This window comes from Arthrobacter sp. NPDC080073 (assembly GCF_040686575.1).
GTDB lineage: Bacteria > Actinomycetota > Actinomycetes > Actinomycetales > Micrococcaceae > Arthrobacter.
Map to the genome: position 1 here is coordinate 49979 of NZ_JBFBKR010000014.1, position 15256 is coordinate 65234.

The following is a 15256-nucleotide window of genomic DNA, read 5'->3' on the forward strand; positions in this document are numbered from 1 at the left end:
CACGCCAACTAGGCACGCACTCAGCGGCTGAAACGCAAGGTCACCAACTGGAACGGGCGCAGGGTCAGTTCGGCGGCACCCGCTCCGGGAGTCACCCCGGGAGCCTCAACGGGACGCTCCAGGAGGTCCACTGAATGCACCATCCGTGATTCGAAGTTGGCTGTGATGAGGCCCGTGGAGCGTTCACCCAGCGATTCGTAAAGCCTCACGATGACATCTCCGGAGCCGTCCTCGGCAAGCTTGACGGCTTCGATGACCAGGGCTTGGTTGAACACCGTGAAGAGCGGCTCCACAGGGTTCGCCCCCGCCACCAGCCTCGGTTTGAGGTTGGTCCGGTAGCCCTCTTCCACGGCGCCGCCGATGCTGGCGCCGGGCCGGATGCTCAGATCCAGGACGTGCAGACCGAGGTCGGCCCGGGGGTCCGGGAACTTTGGCGCCCGCAGCAATGACACCCGGACGTTGGTGGTGGTTCGGCCGTCGTCGCGGATGGTCCGGGTGACGTCATGCCCATAGCTTGACGCATTGGCGATGGCGACGCCGTAACCCGGCTCTGCCACGTGGATCCAGCGGTGGGCGCAGAATTCGAACTTGGCAGCTTCCCAGGACGTGTTGGTGTGCGTCGCCCGGAATACGTGCCCGAACTGGGTCTCCGAGGCGGATCGGTCGGCACGGACATCCAGCGGGAAACCGATCTTCAGGAGCTTCTCGTGCTCCTGCCAGTCCACCGTGGTGGAAATGCCGAGGGATTCCGCGCCCGCTTCGAGGGAAATGCGCTGCGTAATGGTGGAGGAGCCGACAGTCCGCTCCACCACGACGACGGCGTCCCAGCCCGCGCTTTCCAGCGTCACCGATCGCGCCTCGACTACGGAGACGACGTTCCGGCGGTAAAACTCGTCGATGTCCCAGGCATCCCATTCGTTGGGCGTGTCCCGGTGGAGTTCAAGGTGGTTGCCGAACATCCCGGGCGCAATGGCTTCGCGGCCGGTTGCGTAATCCGAGAGGGAGGTCAGCAGTCCGTTGGCGTCTAGCACCGCGCGGATGACGCCGTTGTCCAGAACATAGCCGCCGGCGCGTTCTGTGACGTTGACCGGACTGTCCTCGTGGACCGCTTCCGCAGCGGCGAGCGCGGGAACCCCGCTGCGCTCATGGGGGGCCGCATTGAGCAGGAAGATCGTGTCTCCCTCGCCCAGGAGTGCCGAAGCGGCATCCGCGATGATGCCTTCCAGCTCCCGGGCGATCGCGGCATAGTTCCGCTCCGCATCCTGGTGGACCCACGCGATGGCGCTGCCCGGCAGGATGTCGTGGAACTGCTGCAACAGCACAAGCCGCCACAAGCGCTTGAGGTCCGCCGCAGGATAGGTGAACGAACCGGAAGTCCGTACTGCCGCCGTCGAGCACCACAGCTCAGCCTCGCGCAGCAGGTGCTCCGAGCGGCGGTTCCCCTGTTTGGTGTTGGCCTGGCTCGTGTAGGTGCCCCTGTGCAGCTCGAGGTACATCTCCCCGACCCAGACCGGGAGGTTGTGGTACTCGGCCTCTGCCCGCTTGAAGAACTCTTCTGCGGTTCCCATCCGCACCTTCGGCGAGCCTTCCAGGTCCGCCGTCCGGTGGGCTGCGGCAACCATTTCGCGCGTGGGTCCGCCGCCGCCGTCGCCGTAACCGAAGGGGACGAGCGAAATAGTGCCCCGGCCGTGCTCCCGGTAGTTGCGCTGGGCATGGGCGAGTTCGCGGCCGTGGAGCTCGGAGTTGTAGGTGTCCACGGGCGGGAAGTGGGTGAAAAGCCGCGTGCCGTCGATGCCCTCCCAATTGAAGGTGTGGTGCGGCATCTTGTTGACCTGGTTCCAGGAGATCTTCTGGGTCAGGAACCACCGGGAACCAGCGGACTTGACGATCTGCGGGAGGGCCCCGGAATAGCCGAACGAGTCAGGGAGCCACGCTTCCTGGCAGTCGACGCCGAACTCCTGCAGGAAGAAGCTCTTGCCCTCCACGAACTGGCGGGCCATGGCCTCGCCGCCGGGCATGTTGGTGTCCGATTCCACCCACATTCCGCCGACCGGCACGAATTGCCCGGCCTTTACCTTCTCCCGAATCCGGATGAACAGCTCAGGATAGAACTCCTTCATCCACGCCAATTGCTGCGCGGAGGAACAGGAGAAGACGAAATCGGGATTCTCATCCATGAGGGCGACAACGTTGGAGAACGTGCGAGCGCACTTGCGGATCGTTTCACGGACCGGCCAGAGCCAGGCCGAGTCAATGTGCGCGTGGCCGGTGGCCAGAAGTTCGTGGGCCGAGGCGTAAGCGGGCCGGCTCAGGACCTCGGCGAGGGCTTCCCTGCCGGCGGCTGCAGTGCCCGCGACGTCGTCCGGGTCCATGACATCAAGCATGCGCTCAAAGGCGCGGAGGATCTCGTGCCGCCGGGGCAGTTCGAAAGGCAGCTCGTGCATCAGCCCGCTGAGGGTCCAGATGTCCTGGTGAAGGTCCCAGACCACCTCGTTGAGCTCGGCTATGGCTATGCGTCCGAGCCGGTAGCGGGGCTCGTCTCCGGAGGTGGATTTGTCCCCCAAGGGAGTTGCCGCGAAGCTCCACCCCTGGCTGAGATCGGGATTGGCGGCGGCCTCCACGTAGAAGTCCACCGAAAGGCCGCCACCCAACAGCTTCAGCGGCACGTACTGGTTGCGTGGAGAGATGGCCTTGATGATGGTGCCGTCCGGTCGCCAGGCGATGCCTTCGCACTGGAATCCCGGGACATCGTTGTTGAACCCGAGATCGACGACGATCTCCACTGCGGTACCATCGGCGGCTCCCCAACCCTCCGGTACCTCGCCTCGAAGCCGAAGCCACTTGGTGCTCCAGGCCTTGCCCCACGCGGCACCGTGTTCCTGGGGTTCGAAGACCTGGCGGAGTGCTTCCGAGACCGGAACGGGCTCTCCCGGGGCATCCCAGCTGCTCAGCTCAAGAGGCAGTGCGCGGCCATAGATGGCAGGGGCTATCCGCTCCCGGACAAAACGTTCGAGCCGCTTCTCAGTGATCAGGCGGTCGTCGTGCAATTAAAGTCCCCTTTGGCGGTGGGCTGGGTAGAGATACTCCCTTACCCGGATGAGCAGCCTACGCAAGGCCATTGTCCGGAGGAAATCGATTCCATTCGATGGATAAAATCTACGTTGTTCCTGGACAATAGCCAAGTGTTGGCGGCTATCCCTGCAAGTCCCTTGTCCCCACCGGAACAGCCACCCGGTCACTGCCCGCATAGACGTTCAGGCTGGTCCCCCGGCTGAATCCCACCAGGGTCAGGCCCGTCTCCTGCGCGAGTTCCACGGCGAGGCTGGAGGGTGCGCTGACGGCGGCCAAAACCGGGATTCCTGCGAGCGCCGCCTTCTGGACCAGCTCAAAGGATGCCCTTCCGGAGACCTGCAGGACGGTGCCGCGCAGGGGCAGCAATCCTTCGCGCAGCGCCCAGCCCACCACCTTGTCCACGGCGTTGTGCCTGCCCACGTCTTCCCGTAGGCACAAAAGCTCGGCAGTACTGCCGCTGCCGTCGTCGTGGATTCTGAAGAGGCCGGCGGCATGCACTCCCCCGGTCTTGTCGAAGACCGCCTGTGCTTCCCGGAGACGGTCAGGCAGGGACGCCAGAACCTCGGCCGGAATGCTCAGGGGGTCACCGGCGGGGCTGAAGTGTGAGGATTTGCGCACTGCCTCGATGGAGTCGGTGCCGCAGATCCCGCACGAACTGGAGGTGTAGACGTTGCGGCCGGTCTCCGGGAGGACGACGTCGGGACGCAACTGCGCTTCCACGACGTTGAAGGTCTGCACGCCGTTCTCGTCCTCGCCGGCGCAGAAACGCAGCGAAATGAGCTGGGCAGCGTCCCAAATGACGCCCTCCGACACCAGGAAGCCCGCGACGAGGTCGAAATCGTCGCCAGGGGTCCGCATGGTCACGGAGAAGGACATGTGCCCCAGGCGCACCTCGAGCGGCTCCTCGACGGCCAGGAAGTCCTCGCGGTAACGGACCGGGTGCTCCAGCGCCTGGGCGGAGCCATCCAGGACAAATTTGTGCACCTTGCGGCGCTGGGTCACCCGTCCCATCTCAGATACCCACCGCTCCGACGGCTTCCCTGTGTCCGGCGGCTTCCCCATGCTTGACGAACCGCACCGTCATGGCCTTGTATCCGGGTGTGTTGGATTCACGGGCAACGAGCTCCCGGTGGACCAGGGCGTTGGCCTCCGGGAAGTACGCAGCCGCGCAACCCTTGGCCGTGGGATAGGCAACCAGCCGGAACTTGTCCGCCCGGCGTTCCGTTCCGCGGAAAGTGGAGATGACGTCCACCATGTCCCGGTCCTCGAAGCCGAGTTCGCTGAGATCGTCCTCGTGGACCAGGATGACGCGACGGCCTTCGGAAATGCCCCGGTAGCGGTCGTCCAAACCGTAGAACGTGGTGTTGTACTGGTCGTGGCTGCGGACTGTCTGCAGGATCAGGTGGCCGCCCGGGGCTTCAAGGTACTCCAGCGGGCTCACCGTGAATCGTGCCTTGCCGATGTCCGTGGCGAAAGTGCGGGTGTCGCGTGGTGGATTGGGCAGCACGAAACCGTTCTTGCTCCGGACACGCGCGTTGAAGTCCTCGAAGCCGGGGATCACCCGGGAGATGTGGTCCCGGATGACGTCGTAGTCCTCGGCCATGGCACGCCAGTTCACCGCGTGGTCATCGCCGAGGACTGCCTGCGCCATGCGTGCGACGATGACGGGTTCGCTGAGCAAGTGCTCCGAGACGGGAGTCAGGCGGCCTTGGGTGGAGTGGATGACGGACATGGAGTCTTCCACGGAGAGGATCTGCCGACCGCCCGGGTGTTTGTCATCCGTGTCCGTTCGGCCCAGGGTAGGCAGGATCAGGGAGGTCTTGCCATGCACCACATGGGCGCGATTGGGCTTGGTGGAGATGTGCACCGTCAGCCCGGCCCGCTTGAGCCCTTCCTCCAGCGCGACGGTGTCCGAGCCTGCCGCGGCGAAGTTTCCGCCCATGGAAACGAACACGTCCACCTCGCCCTTCTCCAAGGCGTGCTGGGTTTCCACGGAGTCGTATCCGTGTGCCCGGGGAGCAGTGAATCCAAACTCTTTGTCCAAGGCTGCCAGGAAGCCCTCGGAAGGCTTCTCCCAGATGCCCATTGTGCGGTCGCCCTGCACGTTGGAGTGGCCGCGGACGGGGCAGGCGCCGGCGCCACGCTTGCCGAAGTTTCCCTGCAAGAGCAGCAGGTTGATGATTTCCCGCAGGGTATCCACCGAGTGGGGCTGCTGGGTCAGGCCCAGCGCCCAGCAAATGATGGTGCCCTTCGACGCGGCCAGCATGCCGGCCACCTTGGTGATTTCGATGCGGCTCAAGCCCGTGGCCCGTTCAGTCTCAACCCAATCCAGGGCAGCCCGGGCCTCGGCGTAGGCCTCGAAGCCATCGGTCTGCGCGTCGATGAAGGCGCGGTCCACCACTGTTCCCGGCTGCCGCTTCTCCTCCTCCAGCAAGAGGTGGCCCAATGCCTGGAACAAGGCAAGGTCGCCACCCACCTTGATCTGTAGGAATTCATCGGCGATGTCCGTGCCGCCGCCCACCACGCCGCTGAGCGACTGGGGATCCTTGAAGTTCAGGAGCCCGGCTTCCGGCAACGGATTGACCGCGACAACCTTGCCGCCGTTGTTCTTGCAATCACGCAAGGCGGAGAGCATGCGCGGATGGTTCGTGCCCGGGTTCTGGCCCACAACGAGCACGAGTTGCGCTTCGTGGATGTCTTCCAGTGAGACAGTGCCCTTGCCGATGCCGATGGTCGGGTTGAGGGCGCTCCCGGAAGACTCGTGGCACATGTTTGAGCAGTCGGGCAGGTTGTTGGTGCCCACGCTGCGTGCGAACAGCTGGTACATGAACGCGGTCTCGTTGGCCGTTCGCCCGGAGGTGTAAAAAACGCAGCGGTCCGGAGTGGTGGCATTCACGTGCTCGCCGATGAGGGCGAAAGCATCCGTCCAGCTGATCGGCGAATAGTGTGTGTCGCCGGGGCGGATCACCACAGGCTCGGCAATGCGGCCTTGGCTGCCGAGCCAATATTCGGTCTTGCCCTCAAGCTCGGCCAGGGAGTGCCGCGCCCAGAACCGGGCGTCGACCACGCGCGTGGTGCTCTCCTCGGCGATTGCCTTGGCCCCGTTTTCACAGAACTCGGCGGGGCTGCGTTTGCCGGTGATGGACTCGGGCCAAGCGCAGCCGGGACAGTCGAAGCCGTCCCGTTGGTTGACGCGGAGCATTGACTTGACGGTCCGGCTGACGCCCGCTTGGGCCCAACCGCGTTCCAATGCAACGCTGACTGCCTTGACGCCCGCGGCGGAGCGCTTGGGTGGGTGGATCTGGAGGTCATCTTCGTTGATGTCCTGCTCGGGAGCATGCCTGTTCATCTCCCCATCATTGCAAGGCCTGATCCTCTAATCCACCCGCGTCCATTCGGCGTCGGAATCTCTCAGCCCGTCAGAGCGCTCCAGTCGACCGGCCCGGAGGACGCCTTGCGCGCGGGCTTGGCAGGAGTCTTCCTGGCTTTGTCTTCCGTGGGCTTTGGCCGGGGAAGGGGCGGCCCCCACGGCAACGGAAACGCTGGCACCGTCTCCCCCAGTTGCACGCCGTGCGGTGGCACCACCATGACTCCCTCGGCGCTGGCGAGGCCGCGCATCATCCCGGGACCCGCATGCTGGGCCGGCGAGGCCAAGCCGTACACGAACCTGAAGGGAAGCAAGCGCGTGCGTCCCGGGTCGGCGTCGAGCATGGCACCGCAAGGAACCTCGCCGACCTCCGGCACCGCCCTGTGTCCCAGCCCCGCGAGAAGCGGTGCACCGATGGTGAACAGGACCATCATGGCCGCGAGCGGATTGCCGGGGAGACCCAACACGAAGCGCCCGTCCGGCAGTTCAGCCAAAACACCGGGGTGTCCCGGACGCATCGCAATTCCGTCTATCAGCAGGCGGCCGCCGAGCTCGGCAATGGCCCGCCGGAAGTGGTCCGTCCCTGAACGGCCGGTTCCCCCGGTGGTGATGACGACGTCGGCGGGTGGCGCGTCCGGCGACAGTTCGCCTTCTTCAAGGGCCGAGAGCCACTCGTCATAGGAGTCGCCCACCTTGATTTGCTCGCCGCGGATCCCGCCAAGGAGTTCGACGACGGCGCCAAGCTGGGGACCGAAGGTATCCCGCACCCGGCCCGGGACCGGGACACCCGCGGTCACCACTTCGGAGCCGGTGAGGAGCATTTTCACGAGGGGCTTGCCCAGGACGTCCAGTTCGTCCCGCCCGGCCAGGGCGGCCAGGGCGAGATGGGCAGGGTTCAAGACAACGCCCGATTTGATCAGCAGCTCGCCTGCCGAGGCTTCTTCCCCGGCGTTTCGGATGTGTTGGCCGTTGCGCGGTTCGCCCGGTTTCGCGTTGCCGCCGAGCGCGAGTACCGGCAGACCGTCTTCGTCCGTGGTCAGGACCCCGCTCTCGCTGCGGAGCACGGCTTTGGCCCCCGGGGGGATCAGGCCGCCGGTGACGATCGGGCTCGCTTGGTGCGGGGCAAGCCGATGGCCGGGCTCCGCTAGGATCCATGGGCCGCTGCCGTTGACTGCCCAACCGTCCATCGCGGAGGACGCGTAGTGAGGCAGGTCCTGCAGGGCGTGCACATCAGCGGCCAGGGTCCTGCCGAGGGCGTCCTTCAGCGCAACGGGTGCGGCGGGAATGGGAGTGGCACTATCGAAGGCTAGTTGCCGCGCCTCGGCCCACAAGTGGTCGGCATGCGGGACATGCCCGGGGGCTTCGGTCATCCGGCGCCGGTTCCCGGGTTCGTGTAGTCCTTCGCGAGAGTGCGTGCAAGGCCCATGGCGGCATCCATCGACGCGGCTTCAGTCGCTTTCCCGGAGCCCGCAGCAAGTCCGGCGGCGAAGCCCGCAATGAAAGTGGTCAAGGGAGCTGCCGGCCGGACCACGGAATGGGCTGCAACGCCTGCCAGGGACAGGATCTCGTTGATGTCGATCTCGACGTCTTCGAGCTCATAGGCTTGCAGCAGGCTCCGGCACCATTCCTCGAGCGTTTCTTCCTGGCTCTTCATGATCGGCCTCCACTGTCCGGTACAGCTGTTATCACGGCAGGTCGCCGTCCACTCCAAGCGCCGCGGCGTCGTCCCAGGTATCCACGTCATCGGTGGACCCTGCGGGTACAGGCACTGCCAGCAGATCAAGCCTAGCAAGCAGGCCGAACACCGCGATGTTGGCGAGTCCACCTTGTTCTTCCGCAGCCCGCACTTCCCGTTGCAGCGCGGATACGCGGTAGATCCCGAGCAGGGGCTGTTTCCGACCGTCGGCAGATACGGATAAGGCCCCTTCCACGTCCTGGCGGCTTGCCAGTTCCCGGAGCAGTACCGGAAGGGCGTCGGCGGCCAGGGGCATATCGCAGGCCATGACGAGTACCCAGGGCGCGTGCTTCGCGGACGGCCTCTGGCCACCCTGCGTTTCGCCGTCTTGCGCTTCGCCATCCTGCGCTTCCCCGTCTTGCGCTTCACCGTCTTGCGCTTCCCCGTCTTGCGCTTCCAGCGCGGCGAGTCCGGCGGCGATCGCGGCGGCCGGTCCGGCGTAGGGCGGGTCTTCGCGTGCGGTCAAGGTGCCGTCCGGCAAAGTGCCGGGATCCGGCCCGACGACGACGACCCTCCCGGCACCGCGCACGGCCGCCACGGCGCGCTGAAGCAGCGTGGCGCCGTCGTACCTCAACCGGGCTTTGGGCACGCCGCCGAGGCGGGAGGACTTGCCACCCGCCAATATCACCGCATCAAAGTCCACCCGCCCAGATTACCCGGGAAGCGGGCTCGATTCCGGTTCAGGCCGCCGATTCAGGCAGGAGGAAGGGATCCCATGCGGGCGCAGGTTTCTCAAGCTCCTTGATCTGCCAGATAGTCCCGGTGGGCGCCGCAGGAGTGAACCTCAGTTTCCAGCCCATTTCGGCCGGAGTGTGGTCACTCTTGGCGTTGTTGCAGCGCAAGCACGCTGCCACCAGGTTTTCCCAGGAATCCGCGCCGCCCCTGGATTTGGGGTGGACGTGGTCAATGGTGTGGGCTGCTTTCCCGCAATAGGCGCAACGGTGGCCGTCGCGGCGCAAGACGCCGCGGCGTGTAACCGCCGTGATGGTGTTGTACCTCGGCCGGATGTAGCGATTGAGCAGAATCACGGACGGACGTCCGAGAATCTCCTGTGGCCCGACGACAGGCTCGTCGCCTTCGGCCACTACGCTCGCTTTTCCGGTGAGCACAAGGACCAGCGCCCGGCGGAAGGTTACTACCGCCAGCGGTTCATATCCAGCATTCAGAACGAGTGTGCGCATGCACGTACCTCTTCACGGCCGCACCCGTCAGGGGCGCGAGGGCCGGCTGCCCTCTGCATGTACGGGCTGTGGATCGACAACCTAAGAGTAAACACCCGGAGGCCGGATCACCGAATCCTTGCGGGAGTTCAGGCACAGTGTCGGTCAAAGTTCACGTGCCGGACACGTTAGCGCATGCTGGTTAAAACAGAACATCCCCGCGGGCGGACCAGCGGGGATGTTCCAGTGAAGCTATGTAGCCGGAGCTATTTAGCCACCAACGCGGATGAAGACCGGGCCGGAGCCGACGTTGACGCTGTACAGGGCGGTGGTGCCGCCGTTCCAGCCGCCGTGGACCGCCATGCCGTTGCCGACATAAACGGCGATGTGGGCCATGCCCATGCCACCGTTCTGGTAGTAGACCAGGTCTCCCGGCTGCGCTTCAGCAGCGCTGACCGTACGGCCAAGGGAGAGGTAGTCTGCCGGCCAGCCGTGGAAGTTGATGCCAACAGCGGCCAGCGAGTTCGAAGCCAGGGCGGTGCAGTCCTGGGCAACGCCAAGCTGGGCGTAGGCTGCGGCAGCAATTGCTGCGCCCTTGCCGCTGGCAACCTTCGTTACAGGCGAAACAGCAGCGGTGACAGAAAGCGTCGAGGAGCCGGTAGCGGCACCCGTTGCAGCCTGCGGAGCCGGAGTAGCTTCCTGCGTGGCAACCGGAGCTGCGACAACCGGAGCAGCTTCGGTGGAGACCGCCGGGCGCTCGTACTTGATAGCGACGGAGGAGTCGGCGGAAATGCTTGCTTGGGCGATCGACTGGACTTCCAGGGCGGAGGTCGAAGTGGACTCGCGGGGGACGTTGGTTTCTGCAGCGTTGGCTGCGATACCGCTAGTGAGCACCAGACCGGAAGCAGCTGCGATAACGGCTGCCTGACGGCCTACGCCACCGGCATTGCTGCCGACAGTCTTAGCGATAACGGCAAGCGAGTTGGTCTTGGTGACCGCGGCACGGTGGCGCGCAACAGTAGAGCGTGAAGACACGTAAGAGGCCTCTCCCTATGCCCGCGAGGTAAGCTGTCGGATTCGGATGGGAGTCATCCGGCCACACTTCTCCCTCTCGGAAGTTGTGCGACTTAACCCCAAGGCCATCGGTGAAGATGACCAAAAGTGGGTCCCCCGCCTCTGCCAGACGATGTTTTGCGAACGGAACCTCGAGCAGTGGCAGAGCTAGGCAATCCACTCGAGTGCATCAACTCTCTAAAAGTTGATGCGTCTTAGACGGTACATGAGTTTTGGCTGAATGTCACATTCAGGTCACGGAGCGTGACAAGCATTCGAGAGGCTTCCATCGGATTGGCTTACAGCCAGCCCAGGGGGTCAACGACGTCGCCGTTGACCATGACTTCAAAATGGAGGTGGCAGCCGGTAGAGGCCCCGGTGGTGCCGCTCAGCGCAATGACATCGCCACGGCTGACCGTTTGGCCCACTTGGACGTTGAACGACGACAAATGGTTGTACGTGGTTTCCAGGCCGTTGCCATGGTCCACCACAACGCGGTTTCCGCCGCCATACGGATGCCAGCCGGCGAAAGTGACCTTTCCGGCCGCGGCGGCATGGACCTGGGTGCCGCACTGGGCCACGAAGTCCTGGCCCCGGTGGAACTCCCCCAAACCGCCCGTGATGGGATTCACGCGGTACCCGAAAGGCGAGGCCGTGGTCAGGGTGTCCAGCGGCGCGCCCAGGGTGCCCTTGGAGGACGATGTCTTGATGGTGCCGACGGACTGCGCGCTCAAGAGCTGCTTGAGCTTGCTGTCAGGATCCGCCGTGGTGGAAACCGCAGCACGGCTGAAGTCGATCGTGGCGCTTGGGGCGGCCGGAATCTCAGGCTGGGTGCCTGCAGCCGAGGCGGCCTGGCTTGAGTCGGCCGTGGCCGTCATGGCGCCGGTGCCCGGCATGGCGACCGTCAGGATGAGGCCCGTCGTGGCAAGGGCCACTCCGGCCTTCTGTCCGGCCCCGCTCGCCGCGGCGAACTCGGCCATCTGCCGGAAAGGACCCTTGCGGCGGCGAAGTTCGCGATGGGGATCGCGGGGCCGCTCGTGCTCGACGGCGTTCGTGCTCCGCAGCTCAGCAGTAGGACCGGACGCGCGCCTGCGGCCCCTGGTGTTCTGCGTGGTCAAGGTTTTCCTCTCTGGCAAGCCTGCGAAGTTAGCTGTCGGATTCGGGCCAGAGAGATCGTGGACCCGGTCCGCGCGAAGGGCGCGAAGCGCAGGTCCACCCGAAGGGGGTCCCGCACTGTTTGCACTTCCGCTGCGGACTTCACCCCAAGGCCGTCTTTCGACAGCCGATGGTGGTTCCTCCGCTTCTGCCAGTGAATGGACTAATCCACCTGATCCGCTGGCAGAACTCGGCTTCGGATCAGGTAACGCTTTGGTATCGGCGCCAGTAACAAACTATAGGGGATGAAGCCCCCGCGGTAATAATTTCGTTATCTTTGCCGGCCGCCTCGCCGGGCCGGCTAGGCGACCGTGACAAAGACGTGCGAGGCAACCTCAGGCGGCAGCTCAAGCGCGCCGTCGATATTGGGCACGCGAACGGAGATGTACTCCCCCACGCGTTCCAGGGACACCCTCGCGCCGGGGCGGATCCCGCCCTCGTCGAGCTGGAGCAGAAGTTCCGGTTCCACCTGGATCGGTTCAGCCAGCCGGCTGACGGTGACCCGGTTTTCAGGTGAGTATTCGTTCATGGCATCAACAAGGTTGACCACGCCATCCGTAAAGGCATGGGACGCGGCTCCGCCCAGCGCCTCCAGTCCGGGAATGGGGTTGCCATAGGGCGATTCCGTGGGGTGGTCCAGCAGCTCGTAGAGCCGGCGTTCCACGCGTTCGCTCATGACATGCTCCCAGCGGCAGGCTTCGTCGTGGACGTAGGCCCAGTCCAGTCCGATGACATCTGCCAGGAGCCGTTCGGCGAGCCGGTGCTTGCGCATGACCTCGGTGGCGCGTTTCCGGCCCGTTTCAGTCAGCTCAAGGTGCCGGTCATCGGACACAATCACCAGGCCGTCGCGCTCCATCCGTCCGATCGTCTGGGAAACAGTGGGGCCGGAGTGCCGCAAGCGCTCGGCGATGCGCGCGCGAAGAGCCACGATGTTCTCTTCTTCAAGCTCCAAAATGGTCCGAAGATACATCTCAGTGGTATCGATCAGATCCGTCATCCAGCTCAGCTCCTCGAGCGCAGTATCTTGCGTATTTTCGCCAGCTCCAAGCTTAGCTTATTTGGAATTACTCCGGATAATTCTCGCGCCTCGTCCAACGCCCGTGGAACAGATGCTTCCACGTGGCGGACTATGACACCTTCGGTTCTGCCCCCGCCTGCGGCGTCAGGCAGAATTGGGGAGTCGAAGGGGCAGCTTGCCACCTGCCGCGACGCATCTAGGCCGCTACTTCACCATTGGAGCATCCCGTGAGCGAGAACAGCATCACTATCCCCGCCGATTTGCTGCCCAAGGACGGCCGGTTCGGCGCCGGGCCCTCCAAGGTCCGCCCGGAGCAGATCGAGGCACTTTCCGCCGCCTCGACAACGATCCTGGGCACCTCCCACCGCCAGGCACCGGTCAAGAACCTGGTGGGCTCCGTCCGCGAGGGACTTAGCCAGTTCTTCCGTGCCCCCGAGGGCTACGAGGTCATTCTCGGAGTCGGAGGCTCCACCGCGTTCTGGGATGTCGCCAGCTTCGGCCTGGTCGAGAAGAAGGCCCAGCACCTCTCCTTCGGTGAGTTCGGTTCCAAGTTCGCTTCGGCGACCAACAAGGCACCGTTCCTGGAAGCTTCCTCCATCATCAAGTCCGAGCCCGGCACCCGGCCGGTTTCCCAGGCCGAAGCAGGCGTGGACGTGTATGCCTGGCCCCAGAATGAAACCTCGACGGGTGTGGCCGCTCCGGTCAAGCGCGTTCAAGGCAGCGACGACGGGGCCTTGGTCCTGGTTGACGCGACGTCCGCAGCCGGCGGCCTGGACGTCGATGTTGCCGAAGCTGACGTCTACTACTTCGCACCGCAAAAGAACTTTGCCTCCGACGGCGGCCTGTGGCTCGGCCTCTTCTCCCCCGCCGCCCTCGAGCGCGCCGCCCGCGTCAAGGCAAGCGGCCGCTGGATCCCCGATTTCCTGGACCTGCAGACGGCTATCGACAACTCGAAGCTCAACCAGACCTACAACACGCCGTCCCTGTCCACCTTGGTGACCTTGGATGCCCAGGTCCAGTGGCTCAACAAGAACGGTGGCCTGGACTTCGCGTCCGGACGCACCGCGGACTCCGCAAGCCGCATCTACAACTGGGCCGAGGCTTCCGAATACGCCACGCCGTTCGTCGAGAAGGCCGAGGACCGCTCCAATGTCATCGCCACGATCGATTTCGATGACTCGATCGACGCCGCGGCCATCGCCAAGGTGCTGCGCGCCAACGGGATCGTGGACACGGAACCGTACCGCAAGCTCGGCCGGAACCAGCTGCGCATCGCTACCTTCGTTGCCATCGAGCCGGACGACGTCTCTGCATTGCTCGCCAGCATCGACTATGTGGTTGGCGAACTGAAGAAGTAAGGGACTGCCGCGTTCGCGCGGTCAGGACCGGTCGGCGTCGTCCGGACCCGCGCCTTGGGACTCAATGCGGAAGAACCGCATCCCGCGGGCGCTGCTATCGAAACGGAGCCGCAGCTGGCGCGCGCGGATGATCCACACGATGCCGACGACGGCGGTGCCGGCGCCTGCCGCGGCGGCCACGGCTACAGCCCATCGGGGTCCGGCCACGTTGGACACCCATCCGACGAACGGTGCCCCGATGGGCGTTCCACCCATGAAGATGGCCATGTAGAGTGCCATGACCCTGCCGCGCATGACAGGTTCCGTGGTGGACTGCACATAGCCGTTGGCGCTCGTGATCATGGTCAGGGCGAACAGTCCGCAGGGAATCAGGGCCAAGGCAAACATGGCGTAGTTCGGTGCCAGGGCGGCCAGTCCGCTCGCGAGGCCGAACCCGCCCGCCGCCGCGAAGATGAGCCGCATCCGTGGCCGCCCGCGCCGGGCGGCCAGCAACGCTCCTGCGACGGAGCCGATCGCCATGACTGAATTGAGCAGCCCGAATGCTCCCGCGTCCATGCCGAACTCCGTGCCGACCATGGCTGCGATGAACAGGACGAAGTTCAGGCCGAACGTGCCCATGATGAAAATCGCGACGAGGACAACCACAATGTCCGGGCGATTGCGGACATAGCGAAGCCCTTCCCGGATGCGGCCCTTGCCCGCGGCGGCCCGGGGTTGGACTCGCAAGGAGGAGAGGGGGATGGCCCGGATCGCCCCAAGCATTGCGAGGAAGGTCAGGGTGTTGATCATGAATACCCAGCCCGGCCCCACAGCAACCGTCAGCGCGCCGGCCACGGCCGGACCGATCATGCGGGCAACGTTGAAGGATGCGCTGTTCAATGCAACGGCGTTGGAAAGATAGTCATCCTTGACCAGCTCCGACACGAACGTCTGGCGAACCGGGGCGTCAAGTGCCGAGACAACGCCAAGCAAGAGCGCGAACACATAGACATGCCACAACTGCGCAGCACCGCTCAGCACCAGGAGTCCCAAGCCAGTGCTCAGGACAGCCATGGCCGATTGGGTCATGACCAGGAGCCTGCGCCGGCTGTAGCGGTCGGCAAGCAGTCCGGCCCACGGGGCCAGGAAAAGCTGCGGGCCCAGTTGGAGGGCCAAGGTCACGCCCATCGCGCCGGCATCGTGGTTGCTCAGATGGGCGAAGACCAGCCAGTCCTGGGCCGTCCGCTGCATCCACGTGCCGACGTTGGAAATGAGGGCACCAATGAACCAAATGCGGTAGTTGAGGACACCCAGCGATTTGAAAGTGGACATCATTTTCCACCTTCACGAAATTCGCTC

At 64.8% G+C, this 15256-nt stretch carries 12 protein-coding genes and 2 riboswitches; of the genes, 1 reads left to right on the top strand and 11 read right to left on the bottom strand.

Annotated elements, in window-relative coordinates; genetic code table 11:
* Positions 1–20: 20 nt before the first annotated feature.
* The 10 genes from AB0O52_RS15970 to AB0O52_RS16015 form a co-directional block, all read right to left on the bottom strand.
* Positions 21–3047 (bottom strand): glycoside hydrolase family 38 C-terminal domain-containing protein, encoded by a 3027-nt coding sequence (locus AB0O52_RS15970; RefSeq protein WP_364539284.1) that lies wholly within the window; start codon positions 3045–3047, stop codon positions 21–23.
* Between the two features lie 145 nt (positions 3048–3192).
* Entirely contained in the window at positions 3193–4083 is an 891-nt protein-coding gene (gene fdhD / locus AB0O52_RS15975) for a formate dehydrogenase accessory sulfurtransferase FdhD (RefSeq protein WP_364539286.1), read from the bottom strand.
* 1 nt (position 4084) lies between these two features.
* The gene (locus AB0O52_RS15980) at positions 4085–6421 is read right to left on the bottom strand and encodes an FdhF/YdeP family oxidoreductase (protein WP_364539289.1); all 2337 of its coding nucleotides are present in this window, start codon (positions 6419–6421) and stop codon (positions 4085–4087) included.
* A gap of 62 nt (positions 6422–6483) precedes the next feature.
* A complete protein-coding gene (locus tag AB0O52_RS15985) occupies positions 6484–7809 on the bottom strand; it encodes a molybdopterin molybdotransferase MoeA (RefSeq protein WP_364539292.1) in 1326 nt (441 codons plus the stop codon).
* Positions 7806–8093: a DUF6457 domain-containing protein gene (locus AB0O52_RS15990; RefSeq protein WP_364539295.1), complete on the bottom strand. Its 288-nt coding sequence runs from the start codon at positions 8091–8093 to the stop codon at positions 7806–7808. Before AB0O52_RS15990 ends, AB0O52_RS15985 begins: the two co-directional genes overlap by 4 nt.
* A gap of 31 nt (positions 8094–8124) precedes the next feature.
* Positions 8125–8817 (bottom strand): NTP transferase domain-containing protein, encoded by a 693-nt coding sequence (locus AB0O52_RS15995; RefSeq protein ID WP_364539297.1) that lies wholly within the window; start codon positions 8815–8817, stop codon positions 8125–8127.
* A 37-nt stretch (positions 8818–8854) separates the two neighbouring features.
* The gene (locus tag AB0O52_RS16000) at positions 8855–9355 is read right to left on the bottom strand and encodes an HNH endonuclease (RefSeq protein ID WP_028266173.1); all 501 of its coding nucleotides are present in this window, start codon (positions 9353–9355) and stop codon (positions 8855–8857) included.
* Positions 9356–9604: 249 nt separating this feature from the next.
* Positions 9605–10369 carry an NlpC/P60 family protein gene (locus AB0O52_RS16005; RefSeq protein ID WP_364539300.1) on the bottom strand — a complete coding sequence of 255 codons (765 nt, stop codon included), beginning with the start codon at positions 10367–10369 and terminating at the stop codon, positions 9605–9607.
* 4 nt (positions 10370–10373) lie between these two features.
* Positions 10374–10556, bottom strand: a riboswitch (cyclic di-AMP (ydaO/yuaA leader).
* A 130-nt stretch (positions 10557–10686) separates the two neighbouring features.
* Positions 10687–11505: a M23 family metallopeptidase gene (locus AB0O52_RS16010; protein WP_364539303.1), complete on the bottom strand. Its 819-nt coding sequence runs from the start codon at positions 11503–11505 to the stop codon at positions 10687–10689.
* A 2-nt stretch (positions 11506–11507) separates the two neighbouring features.
* Positions 11508–11717: riboswitch (cyclic di-AMP (ydaO/yuaA leader) on the bottom strand.
* 126 nt (positions 11718–11843) lie between these two features.
* Positions 11844–12539, bottom strand: a complete 696-nt coding sequence (locus AB0O52_RS16015; RefSeq protein ID WP_364539305.1) for a metal-dependent transcriptional regulator — start codon at positions 12537–12539, stop codon at positions 11844–11846.
* Positions 12540–12787: 248 nt separating this feature from the next.
* Between AB0O52_RS16015 and serC the strand changes: the two genes are divergently transcribed.
* Positions 12788–13918 carry a phosphoserine transaminase gene (gene serC / locus AB0O52_RS16020; RefSeq protein WP_364539308.1) on the top strand — a complete coding sequence of 377 codons (1131 nt, stop codon included), beginning with the start codon at positions 12788–12790 and terminating at the stop codon, positions 13916–13918.
* A gap of 21 nt (positions 13919–13939) precedes the next feature.
* Here serC and AB0O52_RS16025 read toward each other — a convergent pair whose 3' ends face one another.
* Positions 13940–15229 (bottom strand): MFS transporter, encoded by a 1290-nt coding sequence (locus AB0O52_RS16025; RefSeq protein ID WP_364539444.1) that lies wholly within the window; start codon positions 15227–15229, stop codon positions 13940–13942.
* Positions 15230–15256: the final 27 nt, after the last annotated feature.